General features: G+C 66.0%; 18 protein-coding genes. 8 read left to right on the forward strand and 10 right to left on the reverse strand.

The features are described from left to right. The 3 genes from NWF24_RS12915 (at nucleotide 1) to NWF24_RS12925 (ending at nucleotide 1,841) form a co-directional block, all read left to right on the forward strand. Nucleotides 1-870, forward strand: coding sequence for a Kdo hydroxylase family protein (locus tag NWF24_RS12915; RefSeq protein ID WP_258354496.1), 870 nt, complete (start codon nucleotides 1-3; stop codon nucleotides 868-870). 66 nt (nucleotides 871-936) lie between these two features. Then, nucleotides 937-1,413 carry a transcription elongation factor GreA gene (gene greA / locus NWF24_RS12920; protein WP_056581276.1) on the forward strand — a complete coding sequence of 159 codons (477 nt, stop codon included), beginning with the start codon at nucleotides 937-939 and terminating at the stop codon, nucleotides 1,411-1,413. Nucleotides 1,414-1,424: 11 nt separating this feature from the next. After that, nucleotides 1,425-1,841, forward strand: coding sequence for a DUF4149 domain-containing protein (locus tag NWF24_RS12925; RefSeq protein ID WP_258354497.1), 417 nt, complete (start codon nucleotides 1,425-1,427; stop codon nucleotides 1,839-1,841). A gap of 31 nt (nucleotides 1,842-1,872) precedes the next feature. Here the strand turns inward: NWF24_RS12925 and NWF24_RS12930 are convergent, their stop codons facing one another. Beyond that, nucleotides 1,873-2,631: a glycosyltransferase gene (locus NWF24_RS12930; protein ID WP_373423630.1), complete on the reverse strand. Its 759-nt coding sequence runs from the start codon at nucleotides 2,629-2,631 to the stop codon at nucleotides 1,873-1,875. A gap of 2 nt (nucleotides 2,632-2,633) precedes the next feature. Beyond that, a complete protein-coding gene (locus tag NWF24_RS12935; RefSeq protein ID WP_093056559.1) occupies nucleotides 2,634-3,113 on the reverse strand; it encodes a YhbY family RNA-binding protein in 480 nt (159 codons plus the stop codon). Nucleotides 3,114-3,146: 33 nt separating this feature from the next. Between NWF24_RS12935 and NWF24_RS12940 the strand changes: the two genes are divergently transcribed. The 5 genes from NWF24_RS12940 (at nucleotide 3,147) to NWF24_RS12960 (ending at nucleotide 8,646) form a co-directional block, all read left to right on the forward strand. Further along, nucleotides 3,147-3,815, forward strand: a complete 669-nt coding sequence (locus NWF24_RS12940; RefSeq protein ID WP_258354499.1) for an RlmE family RNA methyltransferase — start codon at nucleotides 3,147-3,149, stop codon at nucleotides 3,813-3,815. A 167-nt stretch (nucleotides 3,816-3,982) separates the two neighbouring features. Continuing rightward, the gene (ftsH, locus tag NWF24_RS12945) at nucleotides 3,983-5,899 is read left to right on the forward strand and encodes an ATP-dependent zinc metalloprotease FtsH (protein WP_093056561.1); all 1,917 of its coding nucleotides are present in this window, start codon (nucleotides 3,983-3,985) and stop codon (nucleotides 5,897-5,899) included. Nucleotides 5,900-6,014: 115 nt separating this feature from the next. Then, nucleotides 6,015-6,833, forward strand: coding sequence for a dihydropteroate synthase (folP, locus tag NWF24_RS12950; protein ID WP_258355285.1), 819 nt, complete (start codon nucleotides 6,015-6,017; stop codon nucleotides 6,831-6,833). Continuing rightward, nucleotides 6,830-8,167 (forward strand): phosphoglucosamine mutase, encoded by a 1,338-nt coding sequence (gene glmM / locus NWF24_RS12955; RefSeq protein WP_258354500.1) that lies wholly within the window; start codon nucleotides 6,830-6,832, stop codon nucleotides 8,165-8,167. The genes folP and glmM overlap by 4 nt, the downstream gene beginning before the upstream one ends. Then, complete coding sequence (locus NWF24_RS12960) at nucleotides 8,164-8,646, forward strand: GNAT family N-acetyltransferase (protein WP_258354501.1); 483 nt, start codon at nucleotides 8,164-8,166, stop codon at nucleotides 8,644-8,646. The genes glmM and NWF24_RS12960 overlap by 4 nt, the downstream gene beginning before the upstream one ends. A gap of 84 nt (nucleotides 8,647-8,730) precedes the next feature. Here NWF24_RS12960 and NWF24_RS12965 read toward each other — a convergent pair whose 3' ends face one another. The 8 genes from NWF24_RS12965 to NWF24_RS13000 all read right to left on the reverse strand — a co-directional run bounded on the left by NWF24_RS12965 (nucleotide 8,731) and on the right by NWF24_RS13000 (nucleotide 17,032). After that, a complete protein-coding gene (locus tag NWF24_RS12965) occupies nucleotides 8,731-10,002 on the reverse strand; it encodes an acyl-CoA dehydrogenase family protein (protein ID WP_093175711.1) in 1,272 nt (423 codons plus the stop codon). Between the two features lie 28 nt (nucleotides 10,003-10,030). Continuing rightward, nucleotides 10,031-11,137 (reverse strand): phosphotransferase, encoded by a 1,107-nt coding sequence (locus tag NWF24_RS12970; RefSeq protein WP_258354502.1) that lies wholly within the window; start codon nucleotides 11,135-11,137, stop codon nucleotides 10,031-10,033. Between the two features lie 30 nt (nucleotides 11,138-11,167). Then, the gene (locus NWF24_RS12975) at nucleotides 11,168-11,887 is read right to left on the reverse strand and encodes a Crp/Fnr family transcriptional regulator (protein ID WP_237680243.1); all 720 of its coding nucleotides are present in this window, start codon (nucleotides 11,885-11,887) and stop codon (nucleotides 11,168-11,170) included. A gap of 61 nt (nucleotides 11,888-11,948) precedes the next feature. After that, the gene (locus tag NWF24_RS12980) at nucleotides 11,949-12,728 is read right to left on the reverse strand and encodes an oxepin-CoA hydrolase, alternative type (RefSeq protein ID WP_258354503.1); all 780 of its coding nucleotides are present in this window, start codon (nucleotides 12,726-12,728) and stop codon (nucleotides 11,949-11,951) included. A gap of 9 nt (nucleotides 12,729-12,737) precedes the next feature. Beyond that, the gene (locus NWF24_RS12985) at nucleotides 12,738-14,258 is read right to left on the reverse strand and encodes a 3-hydroxyacyl-CoA dehydrogenase (protein WP_258354504.1); all 1,521 of its coding nucleotides are present in this window, start codon (nucleotides 14,256-14,258) and stop codon (nucleotides 12,738-12,740) included. A gap of 156 nt (nucleotides 14,259-14,414) precedes the next feature. After that, on the reverse strand, nucleotides 14,415-15,572 hold the full coding sequence (locus NWF24_RS12990; RefSeq protein ID WP_258354505.1) for an MFS transporter: 1,158 nt from the start codon (nucleotides 15,570-15,572) through the stop codon (nucleotides 14,415-14,417). Beyond that, nucleotides 15,569-16,576, reverse strand: coding sequence for a D-2-hydroxyacid dehydrogenase family protein (locus tag NWF24_RS12995; RefSeq protein WP_093056570.1), 1,008 nt, complete (start codon nucleotides 16,574-16,576; stop codon nucleotides 15,569-15,571). The genes NWF24_RS12990 and NWF24_RS12995 overlap by 4 nt, the downstream gene beginning before the upstream one ends. 90 nt (nucleotides 16,577-16,666) lie before the next feature. Next, on the reverse strand, nucleotides 16,667-17,032 hold the full coding sequence (locus NWF24_RS13000) for a hypothetical protein (RefSeq protein WP_258354506.1): 366 nt from the start codon (nucleotides 17,030-17,032) through the stop codon (nucleotides 16,667-16,669). Between the last annotated feature and the right edge of the window lie 135 nt (nucleotides 17,033-17,167).

Below are 17,167 nucleotides of genomic sequence, written 5' to 3' on the forward strand. Positions count from 1 at the left end.
ATGGAAACGCAGCTCGTCGAACTGGACCTGACGGACTGGAATGCGGCCACGCCCAACGAGGCGTGGATCGCGGAACTCGAAGCGGGCAAGGTGCTGTACTTTCCGCGCCTGGGCTTCGAGCTTCTGCCCGAAGAGCGCAGCCTGCTCACGCCCAGCCTGCTGTCGCCCGACGTGCGCAACATCAGCCTCGATGCCAACGGTAAGCTCAAGGGCGCGGTTGGCGACGAGGCGGTGCAGCGCGCGGCAGCCGCGATGGTGGGGCGCTTTCGGGCGCAGGCCACGCAGCTGATTCATGGGCTGCTGCCGCACTACACGCCGGCCTTGCGGCTGGCGCCCACCAGCTACCGGCCGGCGAAGGTCGAGACGCGGGTGCAGTCGTGGCGTGCTGATGACCGGCGTTTGCACGTCGATTCATTCCCGTCGCGGCCGAACTACGGCGAGCGCATCTTGCGCGTCTTCACCAACGTCAATCCTGAAGGTGCGCCACGCGTGTGGCGCGTGGGTGAGCCTTTCGAGGACATCGCCAAGCGCTTCCTGCCGAGTGCCAAGCCTTATGTGCGCTGGCAGGCAAAGCTGCTGCGCGCGTTGCGCGTGACCAAGTCGTTCCGCAGCGAGTACGACCACCTGATGCTGCAGCTGCACGACGGCATGAAGTCGGACATGGCATACCAGGAAAACTCGCCGCAGGAAACCGCCAAATTCCCGCCGGGCTCGGTGTGGGTGTGCTTCTCGGACCAGACCTCGCACGCCGTGATGGCGGGCCAGTACATGCTCGAGCAGACCCTTCATCTGGCCGCTTCCAAGCAATACAATCCCGAATCGAGCCCGCTCGCCATCCTGAGCCGGCTGACCGGACGCACACTCGTCTGATCAATTCCCTCAATCGACCGCCGAACGGCAGCGTTCGGCGGTTTCGCTTTATGGAGAACCAACAACATGGCAACCATCCCCATCACCAAGCGCGGCGCTGAAAAACTGCGCGCCGAACTGCATCAACTCAAGACGGTGGACCGTCCCTGGGTCATCAATGCAATTTCCGAAGCACGCGCCCAGGGCGACCTGAGCGAAAACGCCGAATACGAAGTCGCCAAGGACCGCCAGGGCTTCATCGAAGGCCGCATCCAGGAAGTCGAAGGCAAGCTGTCGGCCGCGCAGATCATCGACCCGAGCGAGCTCGATGCCGGCGGCAAGGTGGTGTTCGGCTCGACCGTTGAACTCGAGGAAGAGGAAAGCGGCGAAGCCGTGAAGTACCAGATCGTCGGCGAAGACGAAGCCGACCTGAAGCTCGGCCTCATCAACATTTCCAGCCCGATCGCGCGCGCGCTCATCGGCAAGGAAGAGGGCGACACCGCCGAAGTGCAGGCCCCTGGCGGCCTCAAGCGCTACGAGATCGTGGCCGTTCGCTACCTCTGATTCTTCGACCCATGAAAGACCGCATTGCGCTGATGCTGGCCGCCTTCTGGTGGGGCAGCCTCACCACGATCGGTTTCCTGGTGGTGCCGATGCTGTTCGCCAGGCTCGGCAACCCGTCGGTGGCTGGTAATTTTGCGGCGCAGCTGTTCGAGGCGCAGAGCTGGATCGCGATCGGCTGCGGGCTGATCCTGCTGATCCATTTCAGGGCCAAGGCCGACGATCGCATGAGCGGGCCAGCGATGACAGCCATCTTCTTCATCCTGGGCGCGCTGTTGCTGGCGCTGCTTCAGCAGTACGCCGTGGCGCCTCGCATCCTGGCGCGCGAGAACCTCAAGCTGTGGCACGCCGTGGGCAGCGGCATGTACCTTGTGCAGTGGGTGTGCGTCGGCGTGCTGCTCTGGCGCATGGGCGCCCGCAAGCCAGACTGAATGGCAGAGACGGCAGCCGCCGCCTCCGTGCTTACTCTTTCCAGTACTTCGCGACCCAGCGCGCCGGCCGGATGAACCGGAAGGCCCGGTTGCGGCGGCCCGCAAGTGCGTCCGGCGGATTGCACTCGCCATGGAACACCATGATGCGTGCGCCCTCGGGCACGAAAGGCTCTTCCCAATAGTTGGTCGGCCAAGTCGGGATGCCGTGGTACTTGAAGCTCGGGCACCAGCCGTCCGGCCAGTAAGCCAGCTTGCCCTGGTTGTGGAGCACGTCCGACAGGTAGGCCTGCTCGTTGCGGTATTCGGCCTGAACCTTGTCCATGTTGGCGCGGAAATACGCCAGCACGTCGGCGTGGGCGCCCAGCTCGAAGCGGTAGACCGACGAATTGCCCGTGATTCGCTCGCGCCGCCAGGGGCGAGCGTAGTCGTGAATGATCAGGAATTCACCGGGTTGCTCGAAGAAGGCGTCCAGGCTGCCCACCACGACCACGTCGAGGTCGAGGAAGAGGGCGGGACCGCGCAGGCCGTGCAGGTCCTGCTCGAAGGTCGTGAGCTTCTTCCAGGCGCCATCGCGCTGGCCGGGGGCCAGATGCAGGTTGAGCGGCGGAATCGGCAGGCAGGTCACCTCGGGGCGAACGCCGTTGCCATCGTCGGTCAGGCACACGAACTTGAAGTCGCCACTGAGGTTGCGGCGGACCATCGCGTAGAGGCGGTTGACGTATTCGGGGCCGTATTTCGTGCCCCACTTCATGCAGAGAATATGGCGCTGGGCGCCTTGCGCTGCCACCAAGCTCAGTCCGCCTGGTTGCGCTTCTTGGCCGACAGGGGCCGTTTTGCCTTGGCGCGCTTGATGGTGCCGCCAGGGGTCAGGCGCTGGTTGCCGAGCACGCGCAGGGTCTTGATTTCAGGCCGTTGGCCGCCGCGCTTGCTGTACTTGACGATCTTCACGTCGCGCGGGCCGGGCATGCGGTCTTCATCGACCACGCGCTCTTTTTCGGGCTTCGGGCGCCACAGCACCAGCAGCTTGCCGATGTGCTGGATGGGGGCGGCATCGAGCTCGTCGGACAGCTCGCGCAGCATGGCGTCGCGGGCGAGGCGGTCGTCGGAGAAGACGCGGATCTTGATCAGGCCATGGGCCTTGAGTGCCGCGTCGGCTTCTTTTTTTACGGCAGGGGTGAGCCCGTCTCCACCGACCATGACGATCGGATCCAGGTGGTGAGCTTCGGCGCGGTGCACCTTGCGCTCGGCAGGGGTAAGTTGAATGGCGGGCATCCCCGTATTATCGACGCGTACACGAAGACCCTCATGAGCACCAAAGCCAAAAGCAAAAAAGTCAATAAAGCGTGGCTTCACGACCATATCAACGATCCCTACGTGAAGCTCGCCACCAAGGAGGGTTATCGCGCGCGCGCCGCCTACAAGCTCAAGGAAATCGACGAGTCGCTCGGTCTCGTCAAGCCGGGCCAGCTGGTGGTGGACCTCGGCTCCACCCCCGGCGCCTGGAGCCAGTACCTGCGCCGGCGCATGTCGCCCGGCGGCGCCGCGGCCGGCGAGCTGAACGGCACCATTGTTTCGCTCGACATCCTGCCGATGGAGCCCATCGAGGGCGTGACCTTCCTGCAGGGGGATTTCCGCGAAGACGCGCTGCTGCAACAGTTGCTGGGCGTCCTGGCAGGCCGCAAGGCCGACCTGGTGGTGTCGGACATGGCACCCAACCTGTCGGGCATCCATTCAGCCGACGCCGCCCGGGTGGCGCACCTGATCGAGCTTGCCATCGACTTTGCCCAGCACCACCTGAAGCCCGAGGGGGCGCTGGTGGCCAAGCTGTTCCACGGCGGTGGCTACGACGAGCTGGTGAAGCTCTTCAAGGCGAATTTCCGCATCGTGAAGCCCTTCAAACCCAAGGCGTCGCGGGACAAATCGGCCGAGACCTTCCTGGTCGGCATGGGCCTGAAGGCCCCGGATACGCCTTGATACCTTGCCGCCGAGGGTGCGTTTGTGGCGCAAACCCTTGTCAGGCTATGGCTGCATTAGGGAAATGCCCGCTTTTCGCAGCTTGAAAAGCCTAAAATGGGGCGCAATTGCGTACCCACAGCGCGTTTTTTCATTTAACTGTCACGCGCTTTAGCCTGGAGCTTCGTTTGAACAATCAGTGGTTTTCCAAAGTTGCCGTATGGCTCGTCATTGCCATGGTGTTGTTCACTGTGTTCAAGCAGTTCGACACCCGCGGTGGCGTCGGCTCGGGGACAGTCAGCTACTCCGAGTTTCTGGACCAGGTCCGCAACAACCAGGTCAAGAGCGCCGTCATTCCCGAGGGCGCTGCCGGCGGTGAGATCGTCGCAGTCACCAATGACGATCGCAAGATCCGCACGACCGCCACGGTGCTCGACCGCGGCCTCGTGGGCGACCTGATCGACCACAACGTCAAGTTCGACGTCAAGCCGCGCGAAGAGAGCTCGCTGCTCATGACGCTGCTGGTCAGCTGGGGCCCGATGCTGCTGCTGATCGGCGTCTGGATCTACTTCATGCGACAGATGCAGGGCGGCGGCAAGGGCGGGGCGTTCAGCTTCGGCAAGAGCAAGGCCCGCATGATGGACGAGAACAACAACACGGTCACTTTTGCCGACGTCGCGGGCTGCGACGAGGCCAAGGAAGAAGTCCGTGAAGTGGTCGACTTCCTGAAAGACCCGCAGCGCTTCCAGAAGCTCGGCGGCCGCATTCCTCGCGGTTTGCTGCTGGTCGGCCCTCCGGGCACCGGCAAGACGCTGCTGGCCAAGTCGATCGCCGGCGAAGCCAAGGTGCCTTTCTTCTCGATTTCGGGTTCCGACTTCGTTGAAATGTTCGTCGGCGTGGGCGCGGCCCGTGTGCGCGACATGTTCGAGAACGCCAAGAAGAACGCGCCTTGCATCATCTTCATCGACGAAATCGATGCTGTGGGCCGTCAGCGCGGTGCCGGCCTCGGCGGCGGCAATGACGAACGCGAACAAACGCTCAACCAGATGCTGGTCGAGATGGACGGCTTCGAAACCAATCTCGGCGTGATCGTGGTGGCAGCCACCAACCGACCCGACATCCTGGACGCCGCTCTGCTGCGCCCCGGTCGCTTCGACCGTCAGGTGTACGTCACGCTGCCCGACATCCGCGGCCGTGAACAGATCCTCGGCGTGCACATGCGCAAGGTTCCGCTGGGCCAGGACGTGAATCCGAGCGTGATCGCCCGCGGCACGCCCGGCATGTCCGGCGCCGACCTGGCCAATCTCTGCAACGAAGCCGCCCTGATGGCCGCCCGTCGCAATGCGCGCGTCGTCGAGATGCAGGACTTCGAGAAGGCCAAGGACAAGATCTTCATGGGCCCCGAGCGCAAGAGCATGGTCATGCCCGAGGAAGAGCGCCGCAACACGGCCTACCACGAGTCCGGCCACGCCCTCATCGGCAAGCTGCTGCCCAAGTGCGACCCGGTCCACAAGGTCACGATCATTCCGCGTGGCCGCGCCCTCGGCGTGACCATGAGCCTGCCTGCGCAAGACCGCTACAGCTACGACCGCGAATACATGCTGAACCAGATCAGCATGCTGTTCGGTGGCCGCATTGCCGAAGAAGTGTTCATGCACCAGATGACCACCGGCGCGAGCAATGACTTCGAGCGCGCGACCTCCATCGCCCGCGACATGGTCACGCGCTACGGCATGACCGACGCGCTGGGCCCGATGGTCTATGCCGAGAACGAAGGCGAAGTGTTCCTGGGCCGCTCGGTCACCAAGACGACCAACATGAGCGAGCAGACCATGGAAAAGGTCGACTCCGAAGTGCGCCGCATCATCGACGAGCAGTACGCCCTGGCGCGCCGCCTGATCGAAGAGAACAGCGACAAGATGCACGCCATGGCCAAGGCGCTGCTCGAGTGGGAAACCATCGACAGCGAACAGCTCGACGACATCATGGCCGGCCGTGCGCCGCGCCCGCCCAAGGACTGGACGCCGCGCATCCCGCCTTCGGGCAGTGGTGGCAGCGGCGGTACGCCGGCAGTCAACCCTGACCCGGCGCCCACTGCGGCCTGAGGTGGACTTGGCATCAAGCAACAACGGGGCCTCTGGCCCCGTTTTCCATGGGGCGCCATCCGGCGGGGTGTGGCAGACCTCGCGCTTTCGCATCGACCTCGCGCAGCCGCGCGTGATGGGCATCGTCAACGTCACGCCCGATTCGTTCTCCGACGGTGGTGCCCACGCTTCTACCCAGGCGGCGCTGCAGCACTGCGAGCAGTTGCTGAAAGAGGGCGCCGACATCCTCGACATCGGCGGCGAATCGACCCGCCCTGGCAGCCCCGCGGTGCCGCTCGACGCCGAGCTGGCGCGTGTGCTGCCCGTGGTGCGCGAGGCGGTGAAGCTCAATGTGCCTATCTCCATCGATACCTACAAGCCGGAGGTGATGCGCGCGGTGCTCGACCTGGGCGCGGACATCGTCAACGACATCTGGGCGCTGCGCCAGCCGGGCGCGCGCGAGGCCGTTGCGGCACACCCTTTGTGCGGCGTCTGCCTGATGCATATGCACCGCGACCCGCAGACCATGCAGGCCGTGCCCATGGCGGGCGATGTGATCCCCGAGGTGCTGTCTTTCCTCACGGCGCAGGTGCAACTTCTGCACGCGCTGGGGGTCGACCATTCGCGCATCACGCTCGACCCCGGCGTGGGCTTCGGCAAGACGGTGGCGCAGAATTTCGCCTTGCTGGCACGCCAGCGCGAGCTGCTTGCCGCCGGCTATCCGCTATTGCTGGGCTGGTCGCGCAAGTCGTCGATCGGTGCGGTTACAGGCATCGAGGCGGCGGGCGAGCGCATCGTGCCCAGCGTCGCTGCTGCCGTGCTGGCGGTGGACCGGGGAGCGGCCGTGGTGCGCGTGCATGACGTGCGCGACACGGTTGCCGCGCTCGCGGTATGGCGCGCCATGAAGGCGCAAGAGTCACAACAACAAACACAAGAGCAGACATCAACACCATGACTCGCAAATATTTCGGCACAGACGGCATCCGTGGCACTGTCGGCCAGGCGCCCATCACGCCAGATTTCGTGTTGCGCCTCGCGCACGCCGTGGGTCGCGTGCTCAAGAAGACCCAGTCGCGCCCTACGGTGCTGATCGGCAAAGACACGCGCATTTCGGGCTACATGCTTGAATCGGCGCTGGAGTCGGGCTTCAACTCGGCGGGTGTCGACGTGGTGTTGCTCGGCCCGTTGCCCACGCCCGGCGTAGCCTACCTCACGCGCGCCCAGCGCGCGAGCCTCGGCGTGGTGATCAGCGCGAGCCACAACGCCTACCCCGACAACGGCATCAAGTTCTTCAGCGCGCAGGGTACCAAGCTCGACGACGCCTGGGAACTGGCCGTCGAAGCCGTACTGGAAGAAGCGCCGGTGTGGGTGGACTCCGCCAACCTCGGCAAGGCGCGCCGCCTCAACGACGCACCGGGCCGCTACATCGAGTTCTGCAAGAGCACCTTCGCCAACGACCTGACGCTGCGCGACATGAAGCTGGTGGTCGACGCGGCGCACGGCGCGGCCTACCAGGTGGCGCCCAATGTGTTCCACGAACTGGGCGCGGAAGTGACCAGCATCGGCGTTTCGCCTGACGGGCTCAACATCAACAAGGGCTTCGGCGCCACGCATCCCGAGGCCCTTGTGGCCGCGGTGACGGCTCAGCGAGCCGACTACGGCATTGCGCTCGACGGCGACGCCGACCGCCTGCAGCTGGTCGATGCCAGCGGGCGGCTCTTCAACGGCGACGAACTGCTCTATCTCATGGTGACCGAGCGCATCGCGCGCGGCGAGAAACCGGTGGGGGTGGTCGGCACGCTCATGACCAACAAGGCCGTCGAAGTCGCGTTGCGCGGGCATGGCATCGAGTTCGTGCGCGCCAAGGTCGGCGACCGCTATGTGCTCGAAGAGCTCGACAAGCGCGGCTGGCTGCTGGGCGGCGAGGGCTCCGGCCACCTGCTGGCACTCGACCGCCACACCACGGGCGACGGCATCGTGAGCGCGCTGCAGGTGCTGCAGGCCTGCGTACGCAGCGGCAAGACCGTGGCGCAGCTGCTCGAAGGCGTCACGCTGTTCCCGCAAACGCTGATCAACGTGCGCCTCGCGCCCGACCAGGACTGGAAAGCCAACAAGGCGCTCGCAAGCGAAACGCAGCGCATCGAGGCCGAGCTGGGCGACAGCGGCCGCGTGCTGATCCGTGCGAGCGGCACCGAGCCGCTGGTGCGCGTGATGGTCGAGGCCCGCGATGCGAAGCAGTCCGAGTCGTGCGCCAAGCGCCTCGCCGCCACGCTGGAGCCGGCTAAATGAGCATCGAAACCTTCGTGGTGGACTACCGCGACGCCGCGCAGGCTGCCGCTCTGGTGGATCTTCTCAACGCCTATGCCAGCGACCCGGCCGGCGGCGGCACGCCACTCGATGCCGATGTGCGCAAAAACCTGCCCGCGGCACTGGCGGCGCGTCCCCAGGCCTTCAGCGTGCTGGCTTACGACGGTGGGCAGCCCGTAGGCCTGATCAACTGCATCGAGGGCTTCTCGACCTTCGCCTGCAAACCGCTGGTGAACGTGCACGACGTGGTCGTGCTGTCCAGCCACCGTGGGCGGCGCGTGGCGCAGAAGATGTTCGCGCAGGTGGAGCAGGAGGCGCGCAGGCGCGGTGCCTGCAAGCTCACGCTTGAAGTGCTCTCGGGCAACGCGCCCGCGCTGCGCGCGTACGAGCGCGAAGGGTTCATGGGCTACCAGCTCGATCCAGCGTTCGGGAGCGCTGTCTTCCTTCAGAAGAAGCTCTGAAAAGAAAAAGGGCCGGGGCGAATCGATCGCCGTCGGCCCTCATCCCAGCCCTCTCCCCAGGGGGGAGAGGGGGCAAGACACAGATCAGAAGCGCGTCACCGGCATTTCAGCGTCGGCCTTGTTCGGCGCGTACTTACCCAGTTCCCACTTGGCGATCGCGTTGCGGTGCACTTCGTCCGGACCATCCGCAAAGCGCAGCGTGCGCGCGCCGGCATAGGCTGCTGCCAGCGGGAAGTCGTCGCACATGCCGCCGCCGCCGTGGACCTGCATGGCCCAGTCGATCACCTGGCAGGCCATCGACGGTGCGACGACCTTGATCATGGCGATCTCGTTCTTGGCGACCTTGTTGCCGGCCACGTCCATCAGCCATGCGGCCTTGAGCGTGAGCAGGCGGGCCATGTCGATCTTGCAGCGGGCTTCGGCGATGCGTTCCTGCGTCACGGTCTGCGAGGCCACGGTCTTGCCGAAGGCCACGCGCGACGAGGCGCGCTTGCACATCAGTTCGAGCGCGCGCTCGGCCAGGCCGATCAGGCGCATGCAGTGATGGATGCGTCCCGGGCCAAGGCGGCCTTGCGCAATTTCGAAGCCGCGGCCTTCGCCGAGCAGCATGTTGCCGGCCGGCACGCGCACGTTCTCGAAGTACATCTCGACGTGGCCGTGCGGCGCGTCGTCGTAGCCCATCACGTTGAGCGGGCGCACGATGCGGATGCCCTTGGCGTCGGCCGGCACCACGATCATGCTTTGCTGCGAATGGCGAGGCGCGTCGGGGTCGCTCTTGCCCATGGTGATGAAGACCGCGCAGCGCGGATCGGCCGCGCCGGAAATCCACCACTTGTGGCCATTGATCACGTACTCGTCGCCCTGGCGTTCGATGCGCGTGGAGATGTTGGTGGCGTCGCTCGATGCCACTTCGGGTTCGGTCATCGCGAAGGCCGAGCGGATCTGGCCTTCGAGCAGCGGCTTGAGCCAGCGTGCCTTGATCTCGTCCGAGCCGTAGCGCGCGATGGTCTCCATGTTGCCAGTGTCGGGCGCCGAGCAGTTGAAGGCTTCGCTCGCCCACGGCACCGCGCCCATGATTTCGGCCAGCGGGGCGTATTCCTGGTTGGTCAGGCCCGCGCCTTCATAGCCCGAGGCGGCGGCGCTGTCGACCGGCAGGAACAGGTTCCACAGGCCCTGGGCCTTGGCTTTGTCCTTGAGCTTCTCGACCGTCTTGAGGGCCGACCAGCGCTTGCCGGCGACCGTGTTGGCAGCCAGTTCGGCGTGGTACTCGGCTTCGGCCGGATAGATGTGGTCGTCCATGAACGCCTTGACGCGTTTCTGCAGGTCTTTGGTCTTGGCCGAGTATTCGAAATCCATCTTCGTCTCCTGGTGGGTGTGGGGCGGCTTATGCCTTTTGGGCAAACTGCCAGGCCATTTCGGCCATGGGGCGTGCGCCGCGGGCCGAGGCCGCGGCTTGTTCGCTCGACGCGGTGCCGGCCTCGACCCGCTTGGCAATGCCTTGCAGGATCGCGGCCATGCGGAACAGGTTGTAGGCCTGGTAGAAGTTCCAGTCGGGCGCCAGTGCTTCGGGCGTGCTGATGCGGGTGCGTTCGCAATAGCGGCGGATGTATTCGCTCTCGGTGGGAATGCCCAGCGAGACGAGGTCTACACCACCGATGCCGCGCCCGGTGCTGGGCGGCATGTGCCAGGACATGCAGTGGTAGCTGAAGTCGGCCAGCGGATGGCCCAGCGTGGAGAGTTCCCAGTCGAGCACCGCGATGATGCGCGGCTCGGTGGCGTGGAACATCACGTTGTCGAGGCGGTAGTCGCCGTGGACGATCGACACCTTGCTTTCGTCGCGTGCGCTCGCCGGCATGTGGGCGGGCAGCCAGTCGATCAGCCGCTCCATGGCCTCGATGGGCTGCGAGAGCTCGCCGGCACCATCGGCCGAGGCCTTGTACTGCTTGCTCCAGCGGCCGATCTGGCGCTCGAAGTAGTTGCCGGGCTTGCCGTAGTCGGCCAGGCCGCGGGCGGCGAAGTCGACCGTGTGCAGCGCCGCGATCACGCGGTTCATCTCGTCGTAGTAAGCCGCGCGCTCGGCGTTGCTGAAGCCGGGCAGCGACTGGTCCCACAACACGCGGCCCTGCATGAACTCCATGACGTAGAAGGCGCGGCCGATGATGGCTTCGTCTTCGCATAGGCAATGCATGCGTGGCACCGGCACGTCGGTGCCGGCCAGGCCGCTCATGACCTTGAATTCGCGCTCTACCGCATGGGCCGAGGGCAGCAGCTTGGCGACCGGGCCGGGCTTGGCGCGCATCACGTAGCTTTGCGAGGGCGTGACGAGCTTGTAGGTCGGGTTCGACTGGCCGCCCTTGAACATCTCGACCGTCAGTGGGCCCTTGAAACCGTCGAGGTTCTTTTCGAGCCAGGCCGCGAGCGCATCGACATCGAAAGCGTGCTGTTGCGAGACGGCACGGGTGCCGATGAAGTTGGAGAAGTCCTGGCTCATGTCGGTGGGTCTTGTCTGTCTGTCCGTGTTCTAGTTCTCAGCTTCCGAGACGCGCATCAGCGCCGCGCGGTCCAGAACCACAAGGCCGCCCGGCTCGATCCGGATGGTGCCCTCGCGCTCCATGGTCTTCAGTTCCTGGTTGACCCGCTGGCGCGACGCGCCCAGCAGCTGCGCCAGTTCTTCCTGCGCCAGTTGCAGGCCGATGCGCATCTGGCTGCCGTCTTCCAGGTTCGGCACGCCATAGCTGCGCACGAGGTGAATGAGTTGCTTGGCCAGCCTTGCCCGCAGGGGCAGGGTGTTGAGGTCTTCCACCAGCCCGAACAGCGTGCGGATGCGGCGCGCCTGCAGCCGCATCAGCGCTTCGTACAGCTCCACATGCGAGGCAAGGATCTTCTGGAAGTCGGCCCGCGCCACGCACAGGATGGTGCTGTCGCCATGCGAGTAGGTGTCGTGCGTGCGCCGATCCCCGTCGAACATCGCCACGTCGCCGAACCAGATGCCCGGCTCCACGTAGGTCAGCGTCACCTGCTTGCCCGAGACGGCCGTCGAGCTGACGCGCACCGCGCCCTTGGCGCAGGCAATCCAGTGGTCGGGCGGGTCGCCGCGGGCAGCGATCAGGTCGCCGTCCTTGTAGCGTTTGACAAAGGCGCATCGGAGGATGTCGTGCCGTAGCGATGGAGATAGAGAAGAAAACCAGCGACCACTGTTGATCGCTTCACGTTCTTCGATAGTAAGAATGGGGTCGTCCATTGGTCTGTCCTCTCGGCGACTGAAAAGCTGGGGGGTGTCACGGGAGCGACGCCGTTTGGCGTTACTCGTACTGCGGCGGCTTCTTCTCGAGGAACGCGGCGATGCCGATGCCCGCGTTCGCGTGGTGCAGGTTGCGCACGAAATGGTCGCGCTCCTGCGAGAGCTGCGAAGCCAGCGTGGCGCCCCGTGCCTCGCTGAGCAGTTCCTTGATGCTGGCCAGCGAATTCGGTGCGCGCGCGTTGAGCCGGGTGGCCAGGGCCAACGCGCCCGCGAGCGCCTGGCCGTTTTCGGTGAGTTCGTTGACGAGGCCCAGCGCATGCAGGCGCGGTGCGCCGATGCGCTCGCCGTTCATCAGCCATTCGCTCGCCAGCTGGCGCGGCAGCTGCTGCCCCAGGTGCCAGCTCAGGCCGCCGTCGGGCGACAGAGCCACGTTGCTGTACGAGGCCGCGAACACCGCGTCGCGCGCCGCAACCACGAAGTCGCAGGCCAGCGCGAGCGAGAAGCCGGCGCCGGCCGCCGCGCCTTCGACAGCCGCGATGATCGGCTTGGGAAAGGTGCGGATCGAATCGATCCAGTTGTGCAGGCCCTCGATGCTCTCGGCCTGCACCGAGCGGTCGAGCTGCCTGTTGGCCAGCAGCCGCTGCAGCGAGCCGCCGGCGCAGAACCATGAGCCTTCGCCCACGATGACGACGCTGCGGATCTCGGCGCTGTTCTCGGCGCCGTTGAGCGCCTCGATGCCAGCGGCGTAGATCTCGGGGCCCAGTGCGTTGCGCTGGGTGGGGTTGGCGATCGTCAGCACCATGGTGCTGCCTTCGCTTGTGCTTTTGAGTTCGGCGGTCATGGCTTGTTTTTATTCTTCTTCGTGCAGCAGGCTCAGGCCCAGCGCGCCGCGGCGGCGCAGCCACGGGCTCGGGCGATAGCGCGGGTCGCCGTAGACCGTCTGCAGGTTGAACAGCACTTCGAGCATGTTGGTCGGGCCGTAGAGGTTGCCCATGGCGAGCGGGCCGCGCGGATAGCCGAGACCCAGCTGCACCGCGGTTTCGAGGTCGGCCGGCGTGCACACGCGCTGCTGGCACATGTCGGTGGCGATGTTGACGATGGTGCCGATCACGCGCTGCGTGACGAAGCCGCCGCTGTCGCGGATCACGCTCACGGCCTTGCCGTCGCGGGCGAAGAGGGCGTGCGCGGCGTCGCGGATGTCGCGGCGCGTGGCGGGGTTGGTGGCGAGTACGCGGCGCTTGGTGGCGGCGTCGTCGATCAGCATGTCGATGCCGATGGTGCGCGTGGCGTCCAGGCGCTCGACCGCGGCGACCGTGGTCACGTCGAAGCCCAGCGGCGCAACCAGGATCAGCGAATGCGGCGCGGCCGTGGCGCCGCTGTCGATCTGCGCGCCCAGCGTGTTCACGAGGCGCAGCAGCTCGGCGCGACGTGCTGCGCGCGGCGAGACCCAGACGGAGGGCGTGCCCTCGACCACTGGCGGCGGCGCCTCGGGCGTCTGCTGCATCACGCCGTCGTTGTAGCGGTAGAAGCCCTCGTTGGTCTTGCGGCCCAGGGCGCCGGCTGCCAGGCGCTGCGCGGTGATCACGCTCGGGCGGAAGCGCGGCTCCTCGAAGTACTGGTGGTAGATCGACTCCATCACCGGGTGCGACACGTCGAGCGCCGTCAGGTCCAGCAGCTCGAACGGGCCGAGGCGAAAGCCGGCCTGGTCCTTGAGGATGCGGTCGACCGTCACGAAGTCGGTCACGCCTTCGCCGACGATGCGCAGCGCCTCGGTGCCGTAGCCGCGGCCCGCGTGGTTGACGATGAAGCCGGGCGTGTCTTGTGCCTGTACGGCGCTGTGGCCCATCTGCACCGCATAGTCGGCCAGTTGCTTGCAGACCTCGGGCGCGGTCTTGAAGCCCGCGACCACCTCGACCACCTTCATCAGCGGCACGGGGTTGAAGAAGTGGAAGCCCGCGATGCGCTCGGGGCGCTTGAGCCCGGCCGCGATCGCCGTTACCGAGAGCGAAGAAGTGTTGGTGACCAGCGTAGCGGTCTCGGCCACCACGCCTTCGAGCTCGCGGAACAGCTTGCGCTTGATTTCCAGATCTTCGACCACGGCTTCGATCACAAGATCGCAGCCGGCCAGCGCCTGGATGGAATCGACGGCCTTCACGCGGGCGATCTGGGCATCGCGCGTGGCGGCGTCGATCTTGTTCTTCTCGTGCAGCTTGTTCCATTGGGCGACGAGGGCTTCGCGGCCGCGTTCGGCGGCGCCCGCGAAGCTGTCGAGCAGCAGCACTTCGCTGCCCGCCTGGGCGGCAATCTGCGCGATGCCGCGACCCATGGCGCCGGCGCCGATGACGCCGATTCGGGAGTAGTTCACTGTCATTTGCTGGAGATTTTCACTGGTTGGGTGGTATCCGGGCCTGCCGTGCAGGCGCCAATGTAGGTGTCGAAGCAGGTGCCGAGCAGATGCTGCTGTCGAAGGCTTCGATTTTGCAGTCCCGCGCGGATGGGGCGTGACGGGTTTTACGCGGAGGCGTTTTCAGGCCGTGCGGCGGCTGCGGTCGATGGCCACGCTCAGCGCAATGGCGATCAGCACCAGGCCCAGGCCGGCCCAGCTCATCCAGGCGCCCGCATCGTTGGCGAGCAGCCAGCCGCCGAGCGCAGCGCCCACGGCCTGGCCGGTATAGATGCCGGAACTGTTGAGCGCCACCGAGCCCGGCGCGAGTGCGGGCGCCAGGCCCACCAGCCGGGCCTGTTGGGCCGAATTGGTGGCGAAGCAACCCAGACCCCAGGGAACGAGCACAACGGCCAGCCAGGCGAGCGTGGAGGCCAGCGGCCACACGAGCAGGCTCGAAGCGATCAGCACGGTCGTGATCAGCACCATGCGGCCGGCGCCCACGCGGTCGATGTACCGGCTGACCACCATGTTGCCGACCAGCCCGCAAACGCCGAACAGCGCCCACATCACGCTCAGTGTGGTGGCGTCGGCACCGAAGCTCTGCTTGAGGATCGGACCGAAATAGCTGAACAGCACGAACTGGCCGGCGCCCTGCAGCGCCGTGACCGACACGATGCCCATCAGCACCGGGCTGCGCAACACGCGCAACCATGCTTCGGCGGTCAGTGCGGCAGGGCGGATGCCGCTCGGCAAGGTGAGCCAGATCGATGTCGCGCTCGCGACACTGAGTGCCGCGATTGCCATGAAAGCCATGCGCCAGCCCAGATGCCCGCCGATCAGCGCGCCGATGGGCAGGCCCAGCACCGATGCCATCGACCAGCCGAGGAAGACGAAGGTGACGGCGCGTCCGCGATGCTCGGGCGGCACCAGCATGCCGGCGCAGGCCGCAGCCTGGGGCGTGAAGATGGCCGGTGCGATCACCGTGAGCATGCGCACCGGCAGCAGGGCGCCGAAGCTCGGCATCAGTGCGCAAAGAACGTGGCCGGCGGCGTACCAGAGCAGGGTGATGGCCAGCAGCTGCCGGCGGTCCCAGCCCGCGACCGCGGCGGCCAGCAGCGGAGCGCCGATGCACATCACCGCCGCGGCGGCCGTGATCAGTTGCCCCGCGGTGGCGACCGTGACCGAGAGCGATGTGCTGATTTCATTGAGCGTGCCGGGCACCACCATCACGCCCGTGCCAATCACGAAATTGCCAACGAGCAGCGCCCAGAGCGCACCCTGTGGCGCCGGCCGGCTCACCGGCGGACCTGCAGCGCGCCGGGATTCACGATGTTCGTGGGGTTGCCGTTGATGTAGCTCACGACGTTGTCGAAGGCCTGGCCGAAATAGCTCTCGTAGCTTTCCTGCTCGACGTAGCCGATGTGCGGCGTGCAGATGCAGTTCTCAAGGCGCAGGAGCGCATGGCCTTGCAGCGGCGGCTCGCTCTCGAACACGTCGATGGCTGCCAGCCCGGGGCGGCCGCGGTTGAGTGCGGCGAGCAGGGCGTCAGCTTCGACCAGCTCGGCGCGCGAGGTGTTAACGAACAACGCAGTCGGCTTCATGCGCGACAGGTCTTCCAGCGTGATGAGACCGTTGGTTTCTTCGTTGAGCCGCAGATGCACCGACAGCACGTCTGCAGCGGCGAAGAACTCGTGACGGTTCTGCGCGACCTGGAAGCCGTCGGAACGGGCCTTGGCGCAGCTGGCTTCACGGCCCCAGATCACGACCTGCATTCCGAAGGCCTGCCCATAGCGCGCGACCAACTGGCCGATGCGGCCATAGCCCCAGATGCACAGCGTCTTGCCCTTGAGCACCGAGCCGAGCCCGAAGTTGGGCGGCATCGAGGCCGACTTGAGGCCTGACTGTTGCCATGCACCGTGCTTGAGGTTGCTGATGTACTGGGGCAGCCGGCGCATGGCAGCCATGATGAGCGCCCAAGTGAGCTCCGCAGGCGCCTGCGGAGAGCCCGAGCCTTCCGCCACCGCCACGCCGCGCTCGGTGCAGGCCGCGACGTCGATGTGCCCGGCGACGCGCCCGGTCTGCGAGATGAGCTTGAGCTTGGGCAGCTTCTCGATCAGCTGGCGCGAGATATGGGTGCGCTCGCGGATCAGCACGATCACGTCGGCATCCTTGAGGCGGACCGATAGTTGCCCGATGCCCTTCACCGTGTTGGTGTAGACCTTGGCCGCGTACGCGTCCAGCTTGGCGGCGCAGCGCAATTTGCGCACGGCGTCCTGGTAATCGTCGAGGATCACAATGTTCATGGCGTGCCATTGTGCCTCGCAGCATTGGAATGTCGTGCCCGTGAACGTTTGGATACCCGCCCCCACAGCCGCTCGCAGGGGTGTTCGGGCTCAATGCAGGCGTGTTGAACGCGGGGGCGTGGCCATGGTTTCGGCGGTTTCGAGCGCTGCCAGCCGGTCGAGTTCGGCGCAGACGTCGGCCATGCGACCAGAGATCACGACGCGGTTGCTGTGCTGCTGGCCCTTGCCGTCGACCACGCGGACCACGCGCAACGGACGCGCTGGGGCTGTGGGCGTTGCAGTGCCGCTGGAGCGGGCGGTGCAGGCAGGGCGCACTGCTACATAGCGCAATCCGGCCGAGGTTTCGGCTGCGTCGATGCGATCCCTGCGGTGAGGGCGGCGCGCCGGCATCAGGCGGCTGGCCAGCGATTGCAGCGGCATCCAGAAATCAGCGATGGCGAGGAGGGCGATTCCCATGTGAACTCCAAAAAAGTATGAGGTTGAACACAGGCAGGATTTCTTGAATCGGCCGCGACAGGGTGATGGCGACTCTTCGCCATACGCCCGCCACCTGTCGCTGCCGGATGGGGTGCTGCGGAAAGCAGGCCGCGA

The sequence above is a fragment of the Variovorax paradoxus genome (assembly GCF_024734665.1).
Classification (GTDB): domain Bacteria; phylum Pseudomonadota; class Gammaproteobacteria; order Burkholderiales; family Burkholderiaceae_C; genus Variovorax.